At 63.0% G+C, this 19,334-nt stretch carries 22 protein-coding genes and 1 pseudogene; 14 read left to right on the top strand and 9 right to left on the bottom strand.

What is annotated here, in order from left to right:
• Positions 1-58: 58 nt before the first annotated feature.
• Positions 59-445: a 50S ribosomal protein L7/L12 gene (rplL, locus tag CB0101_RS07315; protein WP_010305422.1), complete on the top strand. Its 387-nt coding sequence runs from the start codon at positions 59-61 to the stop codon at positions 443-445.
• A 261-nt stretch (positions 446-706) separates the two neighbouring features.
• Here the strand turns inward: rplL and CB0101_RS07310 are convergent, their stop codons facing one another.
• Complete coding sequence (locus CB0101_RS07310; RefSeq protein ID WP_010305418.1) at positions 707-1,381, bottom strand: DUF3747 domain-containing protein; 675 nt, start codon at positions 1,379-1,381, stop codon at positions 707-709.
• Between the two features lie 63 nt (positions 1,382-1,444).
• Between CB0101_RS07310 and CB0101_RS07305 the strand changes: the two genes are divergently transcribed.
• From CB0101_RS07305 to CB0101_RS07275, 7 genes are read left to right on the top strand one after another with little or no spacing between them, the layout of a single operon-like run.
• On the top strand, positions 1,445-2,209 hold the full coding sequence (locus CB0101_RS07305) for a ribonuclease H (RefSeq protein WP_010305414.1): 765 nt from the start codon (positions 1,445-1,447) through the stop codon (positions 2,207-2,209).
• Positions 2,202-3,362 carry a quinone-dependent dihydroorotate dehydrogenase gene (locus tag CB0101_RS07300; protein ID WP_010305411.1) on the top strand — a complete coding sequence of 387 codons (1,161 nt, stop codon included), beginning with the start codon at positions 2,202-2,204 and terminating at the stop codon, positions 3,360-3,362. The genes CB0101_RS07305 and CB0101_RS07300 overlap by 8 nt, the downstream gene beginning before the upstream one ends.
• Before the next feature lie 31 nt (positions 3,363-3,393).
• Positions 3,394-4,248 carry a hypothetical protein gene (locus CB0101_RS07295; protein ID WP_136644034.1) on the top strand — a complete coding sequence of 285 codons (855 nt, stop codon included), beginning with the start codon at positions 3,394-3,396 and terminating at the stop codon, positions 4,246-4,248.
• Complete coding sequence (locus CB0101_RS07290) at positions 4,248-4,943, top strand: PilN domain-containing protein (protein ID WP_043717163.1); 696 nt, start codon at positions 4,248-4,250, stop codon at positions 4,941-4,943. Before CB0101_RS07295 ends, CB0101_RS07290 begins: the two co-directional genes overlap by 1 nt.
• Positions 4,940-5,629 carry a hypothetical protein gene (locus CB0101_RS07285; RefSeq protein ID WP_010305400.1) on the top strand — a complete coding sequence of 230 codons (690 nt, stop codon included), beginning with the start codon at positions 4,940-4,942 and terminating at the stop codon, positions 5,627-5,629. The genes CB0101_RS07290 and CB0101_RS07285 overlap by 4 nt, the downstream gene beginning before the upstream one ends.
• Positions 5,630-5,688: 59 nt before the next feature.
• Positions 5,689-7,545, top strand: a complete 1,857-nt coding sequence (locus tag CB0101_RS07280) for a hypothetical protein (RefSeq protein WP_136644033.1) — start codon at positions 5,689-5,691, stop codon at positions 7,543-7,545.
• The gene (locus CB0101_RS07275) at positions 7,511-8,491 is read left to right on the top strand and encodes an IS5 family transposase (RefSeq protein WP_136643901.1); all 981 of its coding nucleotides are present in this window, start codon (positions 7,511-7,513) and stop codon (positions 8,489-8,491) included. Before CB0101_RS07280 ends, CB0101_RS07275 begins: the two co-directional genes overlap by 35 nt.
• 965 nt (positions 8,492-9,456) lie before the next feature.
• Here CB0101_RS07275 and CB0101_RS07270 read toward each other — a convergent pair.
• Both CB0101_RS07270 and CB0101_RS07265 read right to left on the bottom strand, forming a co-directional pair.
• Complete coding sequence (locus CB0101_RS07270) at positions 9,457-10,098, bottom strand: DUF2301 domain-containing membrane protein (protein ID WP_010311173.1); 642 nt, start codon at positions 10,096-10,098, stop codon at positions 9,457-9,459.
• Positions 10,095-11,059 (bottom strand): annotated as a pseudogene (locus CB0101_RS07265) (glutathione S-transferase C-terminal domain-containing protein). The gene CB0101_RS07270 and the pseudogene CB0101_RS07265 overlap by 4 nt, the downstream one beginning before the upstream one ends.
• Before the next feature lie 56 nt (positions 11,060-11,115).
• Between CB0101_RS07265 and CB0101_RS07260 the strand changes: the two are divergent.
• Positions 11,116-12,057: an aspartoacylase gene (locus tag CB0101_RS07260; RefSeq protein ID WP_010311169.1), complete on the top strand. Its 942-nt coding sequence runs from the start codon at positions 11,116-11,118 to the stop codon at positions 12,055-12,057.
• 34 nt (positions 12,058-12,091) lie between these two features.
• Here CB0101_RS07260 and CB0101_RS07255 read toward each other — a convergent pair whose 3' ends face one another.
• Together CB0101_RS07255 and CB0101_RS07250 are read right to left on the bottom strand one after the other, a co-directional pair.
• A complete protein-coding gene (locus CB0101_RS07255; protein WP_246833848.1) occupies positions 12,092-12,439 on the bottom strand; it encodes a hypothetical protein in 348 nt (115 codons plus the stop codon).
• Positions 12,440-12,463: 24 nt separating this feature from the next.
• Positions 12,464-12,787: a hypothetical protein gene (locus tag CB0101_RS07250; RefSeq protein ID WP_010311164.1), complete on the bottom strand. Its 324-nt coding sequence runs from the start codon at positions 12,785-12,787 to the stop codon at positions 12,464-12,466.
• Between the two features lie 220 nt (positions 12,788-13,007).
• Between CB0101_RS07250 and psbA the strand changes: the two genes are divergently transcribed.
• Positions 13,008-14,087, top strand: a complete 1,080-nt coding sequence (gene psbA / locus CB0101_RS07245; protein WP_136644032.1) for a photosystem II q(b) protein — start codon at positions 13,008-13,010, stop codon at positions 14,085-14,087.
• 99 nt (positions 14,088-14,186) lie between these two features.
• Here psbA and CB0101_RS07240 read toward each other — a convergent pair whose 3' ends face one another.
• Positions 14,187-14,543, bottom strand: coding sequence for a nucleoside deaminase (locus tag CB0101_RS07240; RefSeq protein ID WP_246833847.1), 357 nt, complete (start codon positions 14,541-14,543; stop codon positions 14,187-14,189).
• 543 nt (positions 14,544-15,086) lie between these two features.
• Between CB0101_RS07240 and CB0101_RS07235 the strand changes: the two genes are divergently transcribed.
• Together CB0101_RS07235 and CB0101_RS15545 are read left to right on the top strand one after the other, a co-directional pair.
• Entirely contained in the window at positions 15,087-15,272 is a 186-nt protein-coding gene (locus CB0101_RS07235) for a DUF2887 domain-containing protein (RefSeq protein ID WP_168187961.1), read from the top strand.
• Between the two features lie 127 nt (positions 15,273-15,399).
• A complete protein-coding gene (locus tag CB0101_RS15545; RefSeq protein WP_029553107.1) occupies positions 15,400-15,945 on the top strand; it encodes a DUF4351 domain-containing protein in 546 nt (181 codons plus the stop codon).
• Positions 15,946-15,972: 27 nt separating this feature from the next.
• On the opposite strand, the gene CB0101_RS07220 is transcribed toward CB0101_RS15545, so the two are convergent.
• Positions 15,973-17,424: a DUF6880 family protein gene (locus tag CB0101_RS07220; RefSeq protein WP_010311150.1), complete on the bottom strand. Its 1,452-nt coding sequence runs from the start codon at positions 17,422-17,424 to the stop codon at positions 15,973-15,975.
• A 102-nt stretch (positions 17,425-17,526) separates the two neighbouring features.
• Here CB0101_RS07220 and CB0101_RS07215 point away from each other — a divergent pair, with 102 nt between their 5' ends.
• On the top strand, positions 17,527-17,712 hold the full coding sequence (locus tag CB0101_RS07215) for a hypothetical protein (RefSeq protein ID WP_043718058.1): 186 nt from the start codon (positions 17,527-17,529) through the stop codon (positions 17,710-17,712).
• Between the two features lie 31 nt (positions 17,713-17,743).
• Here the strand turns inward: CB0101_RS07215 and brnA are convergent, their stop codons facing one another.
• Positions 17,744-18,001: a type II toxin-antitoxin system BrnA family antitoxin gene (gene brnA / locus CB0101_RS07210; protein ID WP_010311146.1), complete on the bottom strand. Its 258-nt coding sequence runs from the start codon at positions 17,999-18,001 to the stop codon at positions 17,744-17,746.
• The gene (locus tag CB0101_RS07205; protein WP_010311145.1) at positions 17,988-18,251 is read right to left on the bottom strand and encodes a BrnT family toxin; all 264 of its coding nucleotides are present in this window, start codon (positions 18,249-18,251) and stop codon (positions 17,988-17,990) included. The genes brnA and CB0101_RS07205 overlap by 14 nt, the downstream gene beginning before the upstream one ends.
• A gap of 194 nt (positions 18,252-18,445) precedes the next feature.
• On the opposite strand from CB0101_RS07205, the gene CB0101_RS07200 reads away from it, so the two are divergent.
• The gene (locus CB0101_RS07200; protein ID WP_246833846.1) at positions 18,446-19,324 is read left to right on the top strand and encodes a zincin-like metallopeptidase domain-containing protein; all 879 of its coding nucleotides are present in this window, start codon (positions 18,446-18,448) and stop codon (positions 19,322-19,324) included.
• The last annotated feature ends 10 nt before the right edge of the window (positions 19,325-19,334 follow it).

Genomic DNA, 19,334 nt, shown 5'->3' with positions numbered 1-19,334 from the left:
TGCTCTGCTGAGCTCTCCGCTCCGACTGTTCACACAGATCTGTTGCTGATTCCCAACCATGTCTGCTACTACCGACCAAATTCTCGAGCAACTGAAGTCGCTCTCTCTGCTTGAAGCTTCCGAGCTCGTCAAGCAGATTGAAGAGGCTTTCGGTGTGTCCGCCGCCGCTTCTGCTGGCGTTGTGATGGCCGCTCCCGCCGCTGGCGGTGCTGCTGAGGCTGCTGAAGAGAAGACCGAGTTCGACGTCGTTCTCGAAAGCTTCGACGCTGCTGCCAAGATCAAAGTGCTGAAGGCCGTGCGCGAAGCCACCGGCCTGGGCCTGGGCGAAGCCAAGGCTCTGGTGGAAGGTGCCCCTTGCGCCGTCAAGGAAGGTGCTTCTAAGGCTGATGCCGAGGCCATGAAGAAGGCCATCGAAGAGGCCGGCGGCAAGGTCGCTCTCAAGTGATCGCGCCCGTGGCCCGCTTGTCGGGCCACACCGCTTCATCTCTGCCGGCTCTTCGGGGCCGGCTTTTTTGTGGCTGCTGAGCGCCACAGGCGTCAGCCAACAAAAAAGCCCCGCCGAAGGCAGGGCTTTGAGTTCGGAACGCTTCTGGGAGTCTGTCCTCGTTTCGACCCCGGAAGTGGTGTTCCGCACTCCTCACACAAGAGAAACATACGGCAGGAGGAAAACCGGGTCGAGGGGGAGTGGACCGCTGCCTCAGCTGGCCTAGGGCTTGTAGGGGATCACCTGCAGGGCGATCGGACCGCTGCCCGGCTGGGGGGGCAGCGGTTTGAGGGGCTTCATCGGTGCAGCCGCGGTGGCGGGTGTGCGATCGGCTCCGCTGCGGTTGGCCTTGGCGATCAGTTGGCTGAGGGGGGTGCCATTGGCGAAATACACGTGGCTGAGGGTCTGGCTGCCATAGGCACGCCGTTCCAGGCTCCAGCCCGGTTCCAGATCGATCGCCACAAAGGCGTTGCGGTCGCGTTGGCGTAGGGAGCCGCGCCCCACCAGCAGTTCGGTGGGCTGGCTGGGGGTCATGGCGAGGAGCGCCACGCTGTTGCCCTGCTGCTCCAGTCGCAGCCGATAACGGCTGGCCAGATCCTCGTTGCCCACCCGCAGCGAGTAGCCGTTGCTGTCGAGGTAGCGGCTGCAGATCCCGCTGAAATCGAAGCGGTTGAGGCTGGGATCAACCAAGCCATCGGAGCGCTTCTCCCAGCAGAGCGGCTCGGGCTTGATCTGCTCCAGCACGAGCAGTTTCCAATCGCTGCGGCCCACGGGCTGGGCGAGCACGGCAAAGCGCGCCTGGTCGAGGGGCTGGCTGCTGAACACGCTGGCTGCCCAGGCCGTAGGGGCTGCGGCAGCGGCGGTGAGCCCCAGGAGGGCCAGGTAGGTTCGCTGCATCGGCATCTCTTCGGCGCACACAGTCCAGGAGAGTGTTGTACCGGACCCGGAGGGAAGAGCCCAGTGCCCGATCAGCCAGTGGTGGTAGCGGCCGCCTGTGATGGAGCCTGCAGCGGCAACCCGGGCCCTGGCGGTTGGGGTTGTTTGCTGCGCTTCAGCGATGGTTCGGTGCAGGAGTTTGGGGGCTTTGAACCCAACACCACCAACAACCGCATGGAGCTCACGGCGGCGCTGACGCTGCTGGAGAAGCTGGCGGTGCTGCCGCGTGATCCCAACCTCACGATCCGCACCGATTCGAAATATCTGATCGACGGCTTCAGCAAGTGGATCAACGGTTGGAAGCGCAAGGGCTGGCGCACCGCCTCCGGCAGCCCGGTGCTCAACCGCGATCTGTGGGAGTCCCTCGATGCGGCCCGGGTGAGTGGTCTGCCGTTCACCTATGTGAAAGGGCATAGCGGCGATCCCGACAACGACCGTTGCGATGCGATTGCCGTGGCGTTTTCCAAAGGCCAGCACCCCCAGCTGGCTGATGGCGATGACGGCGGCCTGATGGTGAGCGAGCCCGAACCCGAGCCCGATCTGGCTCCGCCGGCCTTGCAGCAGCTGCTCACCCGCTTCGAGCTCGCTGATCGCCTTGCCGAAGGCGGCTATGGCCTGAGCCTGCTGGAGCTGGCTCAGCTGGTGGAACAACCGCTCAAAAAGCTGGAAAACCGCAGCGAACCGTGGCGCTGGCGCGACTGGATCGTGCAGCCCAGCGACGACGGACGCTGGCGTCTGGCCCGGGACGCGTCAGGATCGGGTGTAACGGAGCAACAACGGGATGGCTGAACTCGGCACCGGGGCTCTGTATCAACGCTTTGTGGGGCCGCTGCTCAGCCGCGATGAAGGCGCCGATGCCGAGCAGCTCAGCCAGCTGACGCTGCAGGCCCTTGGCCAGGCTTCGTTGCGCCGCAACTGGCCGCTGGTGAGCGGCAGCCTGGCGGGGCTCGGCGCCGAGCTTGAAGTGCGCGATCTGCGCCTCGAACAAACCCTGTTCGGCTGCCGGTTCCGCAACCCGGTGGGCTTGGCCGCTGGCTTTGACAAAAACGCCGTGGCCGCCGGCATCTGGCACCTGTTTGGGTTCGGCTTTGCCGAGGTGGGCACGATCACCTGGCACGCCCAGACGGGGAATCCCAAGCCGCGCTTGTTCCGCTTGGCGGCGGAACGGGCGGCCCTCAATCGCATGGGTTTCAACAACAGCGGCGCCCTGGCGGCCCGCCGCACCTTGGAGCGTCAAAGCCTGCCGCCGGTGGGCCAGCGCCCCGCAGTGTTGGGGATCAACCTGGGCAAATCGAAGGTCACCCCCCTCGAGCAGGCGCCCGACGATTACGCCTCCTCCCTGGAGCTGCTGGCGCCCCTGGCGGATTACGCCGTGATCAACGTGAGCTCCCCCAATACCCCCGGGCTGCGGGAGCTGCAGGACGATGCCCAGCTGCGTCGCCTGGTGGAGCGCCTGCGGCGGCTGCCCGCCTGCCCGCCACTGCTGGTGAAGATCGCCCCGGATCTCGAGGATGAAGCGATCGATGCCATCGCCCGCCTGGCCTACGAAGAGGGCCTCGCCGGCGTGATCGCGGTGAACACCAGCCTCAACCGCCTCGGCCTCGAGCAGCGCCGCATCGCCCAGACCGGCCGCACCCTGGCTGAGGAAGCCGGTGGACTCAGCGGGGCCCCGCTGCGCGCCCGTGCCCTGGAGGTGCTGCGCCGCCTGCGGGCGGTGGCGGGTCCTGGCTTGCCCCTGATTGGCGTGGGCGGGATCGATTCCCCTGAATCGGCCTGGGAGCGAATCAGCGCTGGCGCATCGCTGGTGCAGCTCTACACCGGCTGGATTTACGAGGGGCCGCAACTGGTGCCTTCGATCCTGGAGGGGTTGGTGCAGCAGCTCGATCGCCATGGCTTCCGCAGCATCAGCGAGGCCGTGGGCAGTGGGGTGCCCTGGCGGTAGCTTGCGGGCAGTGGGCAGCTGAGCTGCGGTGGTGCTTGCGGGCGTCCAAGATCGTCTAGCGCCGCTGCAGAGCTGGCTGTTTCCCCGCAGGGTCTACCTCCAGCTGGAGGACCAGGTGCTCGCGGCGATGGTGTTGGAGGGCGATCGCCTGGTGTGGCAGGAGCGGGTGCCGCTGCCAGAGGGCGCGTGTGAGAACGGTGCACCCGCGGCGGTGGAGGCCTTGGGTGATCTGCTGGGGGATTGGTTGATTGAGCGCGGCTATCCCGGTGCGCATGTGAAGGCCGTGTTGCCGCGGGCAGCCAACGCCTGGCGGGTGGTGGAGTGGCCCGATGGGCAGTGGCCAGAGCAGCCTGAACTGCTGGTGCGCCAGCAACAGGATGAGCTCCAGCTCCCCTGGGATTTGCATGACGCTGATCTGGTGCTGGAGCCGTTGACCGCCGCGACTCCGCGATCCCTGTTAGTGGCGGCTCAGCGGGGGGTGCTGGAGGGTTGGATTGAGGTGTTCAGCCAGGCCGGCCTGGTGCTTGATGCCCTGGAGCCATTACCGATCTGTCTTTGGCGGGCGGTGCAGCCGTGTTTGCAGGGAGGGCTGGAGGTGGTGCTCCAGCTGGAGGAGCAACACACCTGGGTGCTGGCGTTCGATCAAGGGCTGCCCCTGGGCGAGTGGCGTTGGCCGCCCTTGGCGGAGCCAGCCCAGCTGGAAGCGGTCATCCAGGCTTGGTTGCATCGCTATCAGCCCACGAGGGGTTTGTTGTGCGGTGCCGCAAGCAGCGATCCGGCCTCGGTGGAGGAATGGAAGACCTGGATGTCCTGTCCGCTGCAGGGAATGGAGCCAGGTGATGCGCCGATGGCCCTGTGGGGTTTGGTTGAGGGAGAGCGGCGCTGATGAACAGGCCTGCTTGGTTGGAGCGCGACTGGGATCTACTGCGGCAGCGCCGATTGGAGCGGGGGCTGCCACCGGCGGCCGAGCCGCTTCAGCCGGCCCGCAGCTTGCTGGTCCGCGGCGTGGCCTTGGGTGGAGGTGTCTTGGCAGCTGTTTTCGGGATTTGGGGTGGGCTGCTCTGGCGGCAAGCGCAGCTCAATGAGCAGTTGGCGGGATTACGCGGAATCCCCGTTCAGGTGCAGGCGCTGGAGGGTCAGGCACTCGCTCAGCGGCGCCGGCTGAGCACGATCCAGCGCAGCAACGAGGGGCTGGCAAAGGGGCTAGTGGCGGTGTCGTCGGGCTCGGCCCTTTTGGCTCAGCTCACGCAGATCACACCGCAGGGGGTGCAACTCACCGATGTGCAGGTGCAGGCAGGCAGCTTGAAACTCAAGGGAGTGGCGGCTGATCCGCAGGCGTTTCGCCGGGTGAATGGCCTGAGCCTTTTGTTGGCTGAATCTCCTTTGTTTCAGCCCAAGAGCGTGAAGGTGGTGAAGCTCAGCCGTGAGGCGAGCAAGCCGGCGGCCCCGGTGGATTGGGATCTCACGGCGGCCTTCGCCACGCTGCCAGCGTCCCAGCAGTTGCGGCTGCTCCAGTCGCTGGGGGCCGAAGGTCTGGCCAAACGGCTGCAGATCTTGGAGCGCGCAGGGGTGCTGCCATGACCAACTTCCAACCCACGTCGGTCACGCCGCGTTTCAAACGCGAGTGGTTGTTGCTGGGGGGGCCTGTGGTGGCTGGGTTGCTGCTGAGCGCTGGTGTCGCGGCTTTAGGGGTGTGGCCGAGTTGGCAGCGGTTGCTGATCGATCAACAGGAGCTGGAGCAACTGGAGGAGCAGCGCCAACGGCTGCCGCTGCTGCGGGCGCAGCTGCTCAAATTGCAGGATTCGGTGAAAGAGGCCGAGCAGCGCAATGCCTCCATCGTGGGGTTGATTGCGGGTAGCGGCGAGATCACCACGTTTTTGGCGCAGCTGAGCGCTGAAGCCCAGCGCACCGGTGTGGCGCTCGATGGCTATGAACCGGTTGTGACCCAGGCGCCGCCGGCTGATCCAAAAGCGACCAAAACCAAGTCCGCGAAAGACAAGACTCCAGCGCCCCCGGCTGATCCGCTGTTGGCTCCAGGCCTGCAGAAAACCTCGCTGTTGCTCACTGCTAGGGGCACAGGCCCGCAGCTCCTGGCGTTCCTGCGCAGCCTCGAACAGCTCAGCCTGCTGGTGGTGCAGAGCGATCTAAACCTCAAACATGAAACCAAGGAAGCCGCCAAGCCTGGTGAAGCGGGTGCCAACACCACCCAGCTCCGTCTCAATCTGAGCCTGTACAGCGAGGCGGAACCAGCCAACAAACAGCCCTGAAGCCTGGTCTGGCCTGGTGTTAGCCGATACCATCCGCCCAAAACGGTGGGATCGAGAGCGTGAAGCTGCGTTGTGGCTTGGTTTTGGCCGTGATGGCCACGGCCTCAACGGTTGCTCCCCTCTTGGCAGCTCCACGCGGGGCTGATCCTTCCACTGCTGTCACCAGTGCTCCGAGCACTGGCGGTGCCGTTGCGCTCACGTTGCGGCGCACGGCAGATGGGGTGGAGTTGGTGGTGGAAGGCACGGGTGCCGCACCTGTGCTGCAACAAAGCCGCGATGGCGATGCTTGGCGAGGTGACCTGCGGATCAGTGCCCCGAGCGGGTTGCGGCTCGGACCCCAACGCATCACCCTCCCGGATGCGGGCCTGCAAACGGTGAGCTTGCAGGGCAGTGGCAGCGATTACGCCTTGGAGGTGGTCCCCACACAGGGCACATCGTTAGGGAGGCCTGTGGTGAGTGCGGATGGTCGCAATCTGGTGATCACCTTCCCAAATGGCGCGCTCAGTCCGTTGCGGCAAACAGCGAGCCTGAATGTGCAGCAACCCGGCCGAGTGCCTCAGCCCGTTGTGGCGCCGCCGTTGCAACCGCGGGCCGTGGCGCCACCGCTTGGGGATATGGCTGTGGGGAGCATGGTGCTCCGCAATCAGAGCTATGTGAATGTTTCTGGGCCGAATGTCACTCTCACGTTGCGCAATGCTCCAGCTAAAGACGCGCTGATGTCGATTGCACAGTTGGGGGGATATGGATTTGTTTTTGTGGATGACCAGCCCGGTGCGGCGGTTACCGCTAATCAGTCGCCTGTGATCCAGAACGGCACAACAGTTTCAGGTGGAGCTGCCCCCTCGCCTTCTCAAGGAGGACGCCCGGTCACGATGGCTTTTCGGAATGAGAGTTATGCCCGGGCGTTGAATAGTGTGCTGCTTGCTGCTGGTTTGCAAGGTAAAAAAGATGGCAACACGATTTTGGTGGGTTCAAATGTTCTTGGTAAAGGATTCGGTTCCCAGATTTCTAAGGTGTACCGCCTGAATCAGGCTTCTGCTGGCTCTGCTGCTGATTACTTGGCGAGCCTTGGCGCTTCGATTACCAACATTTCTGTGATAACCAACTCTGTGAGTCAGGGCACTCCCTTGGCGAATGAAGTGTCGGGCGCCCAGTCCACACAGCAGACCCAGCGTCAAGACATCACAACAACTGAAACCTATGGGGGTGGTCTTGGTCCGCTGCGGGGTCTAATTGGAACGACGGATTCTCGTTTGCAAACGATCACTCTGATTGGTGATTCTGCGCAAGTGTCTGTCGCGGAAAACTACTTGCGTCAACTCGATTTGCGCCAGCGACAAGTGGCGTTAACGGTGCGAATTCTTGACGTAAATCTCGATAATGCGACTGAAATTGACAACAGCTTTGCCTTTCGTTATGGAAGTAATTTCATTGTGAATGATCAGGGAAGGCTGTTGGCTGCGTTTGGTAAGAATCTGCCGGCGCAAGGTGAAAGTTTTGATCAGTTCAAAGAGACCACAAAAACTTCTTCTTCGGGCAGCTCATCTGGGGGTGCTCGTAATTCAAGCTCGGGTCGCAATTCGAGCTCCGGGAGGGACTCCAGTACTGGTTCAACGGCCACAACTGAAGCCTCGGATTCGGTTGGAGATACCTATGAGCTCACGGATACATATACCACCGAAGAGCTCCGTAAAATTAATGATGTTCTGCAGACGTCTAGTGGCACAGTCGTTTACAAAAATGATGTGACGGGAAAGTATGAGACTTTGCCGGTCCCCGCTAATGATGGGTATCGGGAGGTGACGAATACTAAGGAAATTCTGGAAAACCCAGCCCGTCTGCGCGAAAATGAACCTGTAATCGCAGACCAGGACTGGGTTGATGGGCGGCAAGCAGCTCGGTTTCACGGACTATGAGCTGACCACGGCCAAGAAGCGCACCAAGCGCGAGAAATTTCTCTCCGAGATGGAGGCTGTGGTGCCTTGGCAGGCACTCATCGATCTGATCGAGCCGCACTACCCCAAGGCGAGCAAGAAAGGCGGCAGGCCTCCCTATCCGCTGGCAACGATGCTGCGCATTCATCTGCTGCAGCAGTGGTACTCCCTCAGCGATCCGGCCATGGAAGAGGCCTTGATCGAGGTGCCCACCATGCGCCGCTTTGCCGGCATCGAGCTGATCAGCGATCGGATCCCGGACGAGACCACGATCCTCACGTTCCGCCATCTGCTTGAGAAGCATGGGCTGGGTGAGCAGATTTTTGACACCGTCAAAGCGCTCCTGGCCGCTCGGGGCGTAACCATGCGTCAGGGCACGATCGTCGATGCCACCTTGATCGCAGCGCCCAGCTCCACCAAGAACAAAGATGGGAAGCGGGATCCGGAGATGCACCAGACCAAAAAGGGCAACCAGTGGTACTTCGGCATGAAGGTCCACGCCGGCGTTGACAAGGACTCAGGCCTGATCCATTCGGTTGTCGTCACCGCCGCCAACGTGCACGACCTCACCCCGGCAGCTGAGCTACTGCATGGAGATGAGGAGGTGGTGTACGGCGATGCTGGCTACCAGGGCATCGCCAAGAGACCAGAAATGGCTGGCAAGACAGCGGAGTTCAGAGTGGCGATGCGGCCCGGCACGCGCAGGGCTCTTCCTGACACCCCGGATGGGAGGGTGCAGGATCTGATCGAGACGGCCAAAGCTCACATCCGCTCCAAGGTTGAGCATCCCTTCCGTGTGATCAAGCAGCAGTTCGGCTTTCAAAAGACCCGGCTGCGAGGCTTGGCCAAGAACCGCTGCAAAATCAACGTGCTTGCGGCACTGTCGAATCTGTACCAGGCCCGACGACAATTACTCGCGACAGTGTGAACAGGGACTTGGTGTGCCTGCACACCTCTATTTAGCCTCAAAACCAGCCGAAAGTGGCTGGATATGTGAGCCAAGGTCATCAAAAAATGGCCTCAGAGGCAATTTGCAGCCAAAACCACTCTTTCTGCTCGCTGCCGCCGCTCAAACACCGCTTGTCCAGAGTTTCCTTAGATGTACTTGTGATCGATTGGTTTTAAGATCTTCTTTAAAACACCTTATGATTTTAATTGATCTTTATTCATTGCGCTATCGCGCAATGTCGCCTGCGGCGACTCATCTGGAGGTGATATTATTCAATATTGACAATATTGATGCCATCCCTAACAAAGATATTTATAAGAGTTTGTGTTGCATCTATCCTGATTTGTTCTTGAAACCTGACAAAGGTAATTATACATAAAATCTCTATGGTTGTCAAGTCTTCTAGGTATTAGTGAGTGCTTGTAATAATTTAAGGTAAATGCTAAAACAGTTCAGTAAGTAAAGGACAATATGGAAACCCTCTTAGACAGAAGATATCGCCAAAGACTATTTGAATGCTGCCTAAAGAAACCAGTGCCAGTCGGGTCTCCTGGTATTCCTAAGTGGAAGTTGGAATGCCCTCTGTGTGGTGGTGCTGGGGCGTTGCTGGTCTGGTTGCCCGCGCGGAATACCTACAAGTTCTTGTGCTCCTCAAGTAATTCCAGGAATTGCGGAGTCCAGGTGGAGTTCCCTGTGCTCCTGAAGATGTGGAATTTGCCCCTGTATCACCAGTATTTGCAGGAGAGGGAGGAAGAAGGCACTGCTGGTGCAGGGTTCAATGTCCCTAAGGCATCTCAGGTCTTGCCTCAGCGGCGATCGAAGAGGAGTTTGGAAGGGCGCGAACGCCAAGTCCCTCACGAACTCAAAAACGACGGTTCAAGGCATCTCGGCGACACCTCTGATGGTGCGTGACACTTTGAGAACTGGTTGTTGACTTGAGAAAATCAAGTCAACTCGGAGTCCTTGCCACTGCCTCGTCGCTGCTCTTCTAAGTAGGCGAACACACTCTTATCGCCCACATCGGCGGCCGCTGGCATCGGGAATTTGCGCAGGGTGAGCACCAGGAGCAGCGCGGCTTCGAGCCCAAGAAGATTGGCGGTGGCGGTGAGAGGCAGCAGGCCGGTTAAGGCGCCGAGTAGGGCCAGCGGCAGCAGCAGCGTCACCCCAATCGCTTCCGGGCGGCGGAAGCAGAAAAACTCCTTGAAGCCGATGCCGGCCAGGGCGGCAAAGAACGGACCGATCGCCCAGATCCAGGCGGGATGGGCCGCTACCGCAGCGGCCATGCCGCCTGGGCCGGCGCTGATGGCCAAGGCGGCAAAGCCCACGCATCCCAGCAGCCAGAGGAGCTGCAGAGCCCGATGCAGGGGCCGCAGGTAGATGTGAATCCAGCGCAAGGCCAGGCCCACCCCCAGCAGCAAGGGCAGCAGCCACGGCCAGAGCCAGGCGTCGCCGAGCTGGCGCCACTGCAGCAACAAACCCACTTGGGCGATGGCGGCGACGCACAGCGCCAGCCGGTAGCTGAGCACTTCCCGCTCGTCCTCTGCCGTGATGCTGTACGGCCCGTACACCCCTTCGAAGCTGGTCATGGCGGCGGCGGTGCTTGCACCAGTGTGGCCAGGGCCGGACCAGCGGGCACGATCCCGGAGGGGTGCAAGGGGAATAGGGCGCCGAAGTAGTCCTGGCGCCAAGCCTGATCGCAGCAGGTGTCGGCCACGCCAGGCAGCCCAAACACCCGTTGGCGCCAGTGCCACAGGGCCGGCAACTGCCAGAGGGGCCGCCGCGACACACCGAACAACGGGGCGTACACCAGCTCCAGGCGGATCAAGGTGGGGAAGAGTTGCACATCCGCCAGGGTGAGGCAGTTGCCGCACAGCCATGGCCCAGCCCCGGACGTGCCCAGGGCAGCTTCGGCTTGCTCCAGTGCTGCAAACAGTTCGCTTTCGGCGCGGTCGTAGGCCGACTGGTTGCGAGCGAAGCCACAGCGATACACCCCGTCGTTGACGGCTCCTTGAAACAGCTCCCGCCAGCCTTCGATCCCTGCGCTCAGCTCCGCTGGCGCCAGATCGGGGGCCTCGGCTGGAGCCGGCCATTGGTTGAGCAGCTCGATCAGCCGGGCGCTTTCCCCCAGCACCACCCGGCCGCTGCTGCGTTCCACCAGCACCGGCACCGTGGCCCGCTGGTCGGTGGTGGCCCAGAGCGGCGATAGAGCTCCTGGAGGGTGCTGCAGCCCAAAAACGGTGTGCCGAAGCGCCAGCGCCCGGCTTCCGGGTCGGGCTCCACCACCAACAGTTCGATGCTGTTCTGCAACTGCCGCAGCGTCCATACCAGCCAGGCGCGGTGGGCCCAGGGGCAGCTCCGCCCCACGATCAGCACATGGGAGCCCGGCTCTGCGGCATTGGTTGGCAGAGGCGGCAGGGCGCTGAAGGCCGCGGCGGGCCGGCGGTAGTTCCCATCGCTGTCAGCGGGGCCAAGCCCCTGCATCAGCTGTTGCCATTGCCAGTTCCAGCCAGCACGGGCGGCGCTCACCACGACAGGAGGAATCGCCATCGCCGGCATCACTGCATCGCTGCCAGGCTGGCGCAGCAACGAGCCGGAGAACAGGCATGGGCCAGGGCCGAGTGCTGGTGGTAGCGGCCACCCATGGCAACGAGCGCAATGCCCCCTGGCTGCTCGAGCAATGGCGGGCTCGCCCGGAGTTGCTGAATGCCGCAGGACTCGATCTTCAGCTGGAGATCGGCAATCCCGATGCGTTCGCAGCCAATCGCCGCTACCTCGATCGCGACCTCAACCGGTGCTTCACGCCGGAGTTGCTGGCGGATGCCAGTCGCGCCGAACGCGAGGTGCAGCGAGCCCGTGCCCTGCTGGTGGCCCATGGCCCTGATGGGGAGCAGCCCTGTGGGGTGGCCCTCGATCTGCACAGCACCACCAGCGCTATGGGCAATTCCCTGGTGGTGTACGGCCGCCGGCCCGCCGATCTCGCCTTGGCCGCCGGCATCCAGGCTCGGCTGGGCTTGCCGGTTTATCTGCATGAGGCTGATGCGGCCCAAACGGGGTTCCTGGTGGAGCGCTGGCCGGTTGGGTTGGTGATTGAGGTGGGGCCGGTGCCCCAGGGTTTGGTGGCCGCGGCGATCTGCCGGCAAACGCAGCTGGCCTTGGAAGCGGCTCTCGACACCCTGGCCGCGGCGGCTCTAAGCACGCTGCGCCTGCCCTGTCATCTTCAGGTGCATCTGCATCACAGCAGCCTCGATCTGCCCCGCCATCCCGATGGAACCCCGGCTGCTGCGTTGCACCCGCAGTTGCAGCACCGCGATTGGCGGCCTCTGGAGCCAGGCGATCCGCTGTATTGGAGAGCCGATGGAACAACCCTGGCCTACGCACCTGCCGCAGAGGCCGCCTCACTGGCCCGCTGGCCGGTGTTCATCAATGAGGCGGCGTACGGCGAGAAGGGCATCGCCTTGAGCCTCTGCCGCCGGGAAATCTGGGCGTGTCAGCCCAGCTGGGCAGAGGCTCTGGGGTGCTGGCCTCAGATGGCGGGGCCGTTGTAGATCAGCTGTTGCACGGTGCGGCCGTCAGGGCTGATCAGGATCTCGGTGGTGATGGTGGGGGCTGCCCTGCCTCCTGCCAGCCAGGCTTGCCGCCGTTGAAGCGGAACAGGAATCCTTTGCTGTCGTTGCCGACCATGCAGCTGCCGCCGCTGCCACCGGAGGTGAACATGCAGGCGGCGGGGATGTACTGGGTCAGGCCGCCGTTCAGGGTTACCGCGGTGTTTCGCGCCAGGTTCATGGCGCGCTGGCGAGCAGTGGCTTGCTGCTGCAGCTGATCAATCCGATCAAGGGTTTCTTGCACGTTCTGGGCCAGGCCGGTAGCCGGGGCCAGGGCCAGGGACGCCGCAGCAAGTCCGCCTGCGATCGAGGTAATGCGAAGCATGGCAATGAAAGTTGGGGAATCAGCTCAGCCGCAAGCCCATGTGCTCTGCTCCTTGGTGCAGGGCAGGTCGCTGCTGGAGCCATCGGCCCAGTAAATACGAAGCCGATCGTCTGTGGTGCCCATCCGGAACGTGAGCGATTTCACGGGACCGGCTGGTGCTTTGCCCGAGGGATCGGCCGTGTTTCCTGTCCCTGGCTTGGCCTGGCGCTGCTCGAGTTGTTGCAACCGCAGCTCGATTCGATTGAGACGCTCGTCCTCGGCAGGGGGCTGGCTCTGACAACCCACCAGCAGCAGCGCGGCGGCCAGAGACAGGGCGGAGAGGCGCATGGCCTGGGCGGAGAAAGGCAACTCCTAGCAGCGATCTCAGCGATTGACCAGGTGTTGCATCAGCGCAGCTGATCGGATTGATTAGCTGCGCTGCGCCCCGGACGCGCTTCAACCCACGTCACACGGCGCAAACATCCGTTACATTCATCTGTGGCAGGGCGGGTTTCCGGCCTGTCCTTCCTTCCCGCTCAACAACGAGTCCATTCGGGCTTGGCTGCTGAGCACTACGTATCCCGTACTCATGACCACCACCATCCAGCAGCGCCAAGGCGCTTCTGCGTGGAACCAGTTCTGCGAGTGGGTCACCAGCACCGACAACCGCCTCTACGTGGGTTGGTTCGGCGTTCTGATGATTCCCTGCCTGCTGGCCGCCACCATCTGCTTCATCGTTGCCTTTATCGCCGCTCCCCCGGTTGATATCGACGGCATCCGTGAGCCCGTTGCCGGCTCCCTGCTGTACGGCAACAACATCATCTCTGGCGCTGTGATCCCCAGCAGCAACGCCATTGGTCTGCACTTCTATCCCATCTGGGAAGCCGCCAGCCTCGACGAGTGGCTGTACAACGGCGGTCCTTTCCAGCTGGTGGTTTTCCACTTCCTCATCGGCATCTACGCCTACATGGGACGTGAGTGGGAACTCTCCTACCGCCTGGGCATGCGCCCCTGGATCTGCGTTGCTTACAGCGCACCCGTGGCCGCAGCCTCTGCTGTGTTCCTTGTGTATCCCTTCGGTCAGGGCTCCTTCTCGGACGCCATGCCCCTGGGTATCAGCGGCACCTTCAACTACATGCTGGTGTTCCAGGCTGAGCACAACATCCTGATGCACCCCTTCCACATGCTTGGTGTGGCTGGTGTGTTCGGCGGCAGCCTGTTCTCCGCCATGCACGGCTCCCTGGTGACCTCCTCCCTGGTGCGTGAAACCACCGAGAGCGAGTCCCAGAACTACGGCTACAAGTTCGGCCAAGAGGAAGAGACCTACAACATCGTGGCTGCCCACGGTTACTTCGGTCGCCTGATCTTCCAATACGCCAGCTTCAACAACAGCCGCAGCTTGCACTTCTTCCTGGCTGCCTGGCCTGTGGTCGGCATCTGGTTCACCGCCCTGGGCGTGAGCACCATGGCGTTCAACCTGAACGGCTTCAACTTCAACCAGTCGATCCTGGATTCCCAGGGTCGTGTGCTGAACACCTGGGCCGACGTGCTGAACCGCGCCAACCTGGGTATGGAAGTGATGCACGAGCGCAACGCTCACAACTTCCCCCTCGACCTGGCTGCTGCAGAAGCCACCCCCGTGGCTCTGACTGCCCCCGCCATCGGCTGAGGTTGATCCTCAAAACGGTTCAATCACGGTTGAACCAGAAGCCCCCGCGCAAGCGGGGGCTTTTTGTTGTCTTGGTGCCGGGCTCCCGCCGCTGCGCCGTCACTGGCCGATGTCTTCGGCCCAGAGCTCGGGCTTCTGCTCCAGCATGGTTTGCATCAAGTCTTCGCAGGCAGGGTCATTGAGGCACTCCACGGCAATCCCGGCTTCCTCCAGCCATCGCTCGGCTCCTTGAAAGCTGCGCCGCTCACCGATCAGTACCCGGCGGAACCCCAGCAGCACAGCCGTGCCAGCGCACATGGGGCAAGGCGAGAGCGTGGTCACCAGGGTGAGATCCCGCCAGTCGCGGCGCCGGCCTGCATTGCGGATGCATTGCGTTTCCCCATGACTGGTGGGATCACCGTTCTGCACCCGCTGGTTGTGGCCACGGGCCACGATCGTGCCGTCTTCCCTGGCCAAGACCGCGCCGATGGAATCCCCCCTTCCATCCAGCTTTGTTGTGCTTCTTGCCGTGCAGCATCCATCAGTTGCTGCATGGTGGATCGCTCCATGAACTGTGCCTTGCGTGCGAAAGGTCGTATCTGCGTTGTAGCCATCCATCGAGGCTTTTCCCGCTCAACGCTGTCGCACAGCCGTCGCGATCACGGAAAAGCCAATCGCCGTAAAACAAAAGAACCGCCAGTGACTGCAGGGCCTCTGGCGGTTCTTTTGTGTCTTCAAGCCGGTGACTGGATTTGAACCTGCGACCTACTGATTACGAATCAATCGTTTTTCGCTGAGATCGCTTGGTATGACTAGGGGTGGTTGCCCTGCTTTCCCTGTAAGTTTCCCCGTTGCAAACTGAAATGTCGAAATTCCGGTTGCAACCTGCTGATCCCTCATCAGTGGGCTGACCCACTGATTCGGTGTTTTGAGTTTCCCTGTGAGTTTCCCTGTAGATCGCTGTGCTCCCCCTGTTGTTGCAGGGATGCTTAAGTGCATGCGTGCGGCAGATCTGCAGCTGTGAGCGCGAGCGACAAGCTCTTTTATTGGGTGTTTCAGCTCGCGCCGGATCGGATCCTGCAGCTCCAAAACGACCTTCCGCCTGATGCCACCTACAGCTTCAGTGCGCCCGTTCTCAAGGAGCGCGAACACCGGCTCGATGGTCTGTTCTGGCCCCGGAGCAGCGGCCCGATCGGCCGGTGGTGATCTTCGAGGCGCAGATGGGGCCCGACTCTGGGTTCCTGCGGCGCCTCTATGCGGAGAGTGCGCGTCTGCTGCAACAGGACAGCTCGATTCAGCACTGGCGGGTGGTGGTGCTCTGCCGCGGCGGGATATGGGCTTTGGCGATCCCACTGCTGTGGCGGAGTTCATCGAGCGGCGCGTGCAGTGGCTGGAGTTGCAACCAGCCCTCGACGATCCAGCGGCCCCGCCCCTGTTGCGCAGTCTGGCCCTGTTGCTGGAAAGCGAGGACAAGCTGCCTGAGACGGCAGCGCAGATCCGCACCGCCGTTGCTGGCACCACTGATGCCGCCGGAACCATCGATGTGATCGCCGCTATCTTGATGACACGCTTCAGCGGTCGACCCCTACCGGAGATCTGCGCCATGGGCGGCATCACCCTCGAGGATTTCAGCCAAAGCGCCGCCTACCGCGAAATCTTCGGCCAAGGGCGCCAGGAAGGGCGCCAGGAAGGCCGCCAGCAAGGCGAGGTGGAGCTCACCTTGCTGATGCTTCGTCGCCGCTGCGGTGAGCTCAGCCCGGAGCAGCAAGCGCAGGTCAGCCAGTTGTCGCTGCCTCAACTGGAGGCCTTGGCCGAGGCGCTGCTCGATTTCACGGGAATGGCTGATCTCAAGGCTTGGCTGGCAGCGCCTCATCCCTGAGATCCGGCCCCGGGTCGTGTCACACCCTCAGAGCCCCAGCGGCTTGGCCTGGCTCCAGAAGCTGCTCTTGCGAGCATGTTGGCTGCGGATGGTGGCCATGTAGGCGTCGTGGGGCTGGATGGCGCCCCAGTCACTGATGCGCTGGCTGAGCAGCTGGCAGGTGTGCAGATGGTTGGCGGCGTGGCTGTATCGGCTGCTGCGGGCGTGGGTGAGGGTGAAATCCACCATGCAGCGCAAGGCGAGGGTGGCGGCCAGGGGATGGTCGGCGCTCAGCTTCTCCGCTGCGGGACCAAACACGGTGTACTGATCGCCATCCAGGCTGTCGCGGCGCTGCACGATCAGTTCGGCGGCCCGGCCGAGGGCTGACGGCCAGTTGAGCAGAAAGCAGAGCGCTTGCAGGTGTTGGGGGTGCTTGGCGGCCAGGTCGATCGCCTGCTGTTCAGCCTCCACATCCTCGAAAGCGGGCAGCTGTTGCAGGTAAGCCCTGAGGTACTCCTCGTTGAGTGAGCGCTCAAAGCACTGCCAGCGTGCGGCCTGGGCATCGGCGCTGCGACCCAGGGCTTCCAGGGTGGCGATGTGGGCGTCCTCCCAGTCGAACACCGGCCAGCCGCTGCGATGGGCTGGGCCGAATTCCAGGGCCTGCAGGGCATCCGCCGGCCGATCGGCCTTGAGCAGGCGCTGGGCGATCCCGGCGGCGATGCGCGGGGCGCGCCGCTGTTCCTCGCTGAATTGGCTGATGTAGCCATCCACATCACCCATGGCCTGGGCCACGGCCTGCAGGCCGTCCTTCACGGCCCACTGGCGCGCCTGTTCGGCATATTGATGGGCGTAGCCCGTGCCGCCACTGCCCCACGACACCGCTTTCCACTCCGCTTCCGGAGGGACGGGCACCGGCTCCTGGGCCAGCTGCTCGAACCGTTGCTTGAGGGCCTGCAGCCCTTGGGGGCCCAGCGCCTCGGTGAGGCTGGCGATCAGTGGGTCGTAGATGCCATAGCCGTTGTCGCAGAAGGCGTTGAACACCTGTTCGGCCAGCGTTTCTGGATCGGGTTCGGCGGCCAGAGCCAGGGGGCCGAGTTGCCGGCAAGCGCTGCGGAACAGATCCGACAGCACCCCACTGCGGTCGATGCACCGCGCGAACACGCTGTCGCTCAGATCGAGAAACTCCCACAGCAGTGTCAAGGCCGCCGCTGGCTCCGCTGCGGCAATCGGACCGGTGATGGCGTCGCGTTGTTGGTCGAGATCTTTGGCCAGGGCTCTGATCTGGGGCCCTTTGAGGAAGGTGCTGCCGCGGCGGATCGTGCCCAGGCGTTCGCGCACCAGGGATGCCGCATCGGTGGGACTGGCGCCGGTGGCCACCGCCAGCCGCAGTTGGCGTTTGAGCGCTGGATCGGCATTGGCCAGGTCGAGCAGCAGATCGGCGAGCCGTTCCGGCCCCAGGGCGATCAGCGTCTGGCGATCCAGGGCAGCGCGGCGGGCCATGGCGTGAGGTGTCCGCTGTTTGCGGCCGAGGTTGGCACCGGAAGGCCGGAAAACGGTTTCTGGTGGTCAGGCTCCACAGTGATGTACGTCTGGGGAGAAACGATGCCTGAACCGAACACTGAGATCCCTCTCGACGCTACCGAGCAGCAATTGCTCGAAGATGTCGAACTAGGCGCCCTGCAGAGCGTTGCAACAGCTGCGCTGTTGGAGGACCTTCGCGAGTCCGCCAGGGCCACGGGTCAGAAAGATCAGCGCATCAATAGTCGCCTCTCCATCCGTGATCTGTAGGCCATCCCTCTGATGTCTGCCTCGGCACGCGTCAGCGGTTTCCGGTGGCCTGCGGCCGATCGGCCGCGAGAGGCGGCTCCAACCGCTCCGACAGCCAAACCTTGATGATCGACTGGCGCGTCACGCCGAGGCGCGACGCTTCCCGATCCAGTTGTTCGACCATCCAGAGCGGAAAGTCGACATTGACGCGCTTCTGCTGCAGACGGGGCCGCCGGGCGGAGGCGAGATCCAGCGAGTTCAGCACGGAATCGCCCTGATCGAAGGATTGATCAAACTCAGAGCTGTTCATAGAGCTGAATCTCCTCAGGGCGTGATCGACGGACGGAGATGAGTCGGATGGCTTGGCCGCGCAGGGTGATCACCGCTGACCAGTGTTTGCGCTGAATGCGACCGATGACGAGCCATCGCGGCTCATCCAGCGTGCGCGCGGCGATCTCCAGCAAAGCGGGGTCTTCCCAGAGCGCCTGCGCGGCAACGAAGTCAATGCCGTGCTTCTCCTGGTTGGACTGGCTTTTGCTCGGGTCGAACTCAAACTCCATAGAGTTCTGAATCTATACCTTTTTGGGCAGTTGAAGCTCCACCGGTGCCGTTCCACGACCATCAGGGCATCACGGCCATGGGGCTCAGCGTTCTGCACAAATACGTGAGCGGGACCTTGCAGGACCGCGTCGCCTTGCACTGACGCTGCGGGGCGGCCGCGGGGAACGCTCAGGGCAGTGCCGTTTGCGCTGCCATGCCTGCCGTTGTTGATCAGAAGCTCACCGAATCGTTGATCGCCCTGCTCGAGCAGGGAACAACCCCCTGGCGGCGCGAGTGGGACGCGGTGGGTGGTGGTCATCACGTGAACCTGATCAGTGGCCGCCGCTACCGCGGCTCCAATCCGGTGTTGCTCACCCTTGGGATGCACCTGCGTGGTTCGGCCCTGCCTTATTGGTGCGGTTTCGGGGAGGCGAAGTCGCGCGGACTCTCGCCGCGCAAAGGCAGTAAGGCGGTGTATGTGTTGCGGCCTCAGGTGCATGTGAGCCCGGCCGATCCAGAGGCGTCCGCAGCGGTGGAGGCCTCTGGATCGGCCGCCATGCCCCGCAGCTGGGTGAGCTACCGGCCGGTGCCCGTGTTCAACGCGGCGGATCTGGTGGGTGAGGCGCTCGCAGGGCTGATCCAGACGCGCCGTGAGGCGGATGGGGTGGTGCGGCGACCGGTGCCCGAGCGGCTGGCGGCTGCGGAATCTGTGCTCTCCAGCTGGCCGGTTGAGGCGGTGCATGGCGGCGGTCAGGCCTGCTATCGGCCTGCGGCTGATTGCATTCACTTGCCTGAGCGGGCGGTGTTTCACTCCCCGGCTGCGCTTTATGCCACCTGGGGGCACGAGGCGGTGCATTCCACGGGGCATCCCGCCCGCCTGGCGCGTGATCTCTCCGGGACGGTGGGCAGCCGTGCCTACGCCCGTGAGGAGCTGGTGGCGGAACTGGGCGCGGTGTTGCTGGGGAACGACTCGAGATCGGCAGTGATGTGGCCAATCACGCCGCCTATCTCGCTAGTTGGATCGCGTTGTTGCGCGAATCACCGCGGATGTTGGTGGAGGTGCTTGGCGATGCGCGTCGGGCGGTGGATCTGATCTGCCCGGA

Source organism: Synechococcus sp. CB0101, from assembly GCF_000179235.2.
In the GTDB taxonomy this organism is placed as follows: Bacteria; Cyanobacteriota; Cyanobacteriia; order PCC-6307; family Cyanobiaceae; genus Vulcanococcus.
Note: the sequence above shows the minus strand (reverse complement) of the source record. Positions and strands in the feature narration are given on the sequence as shown.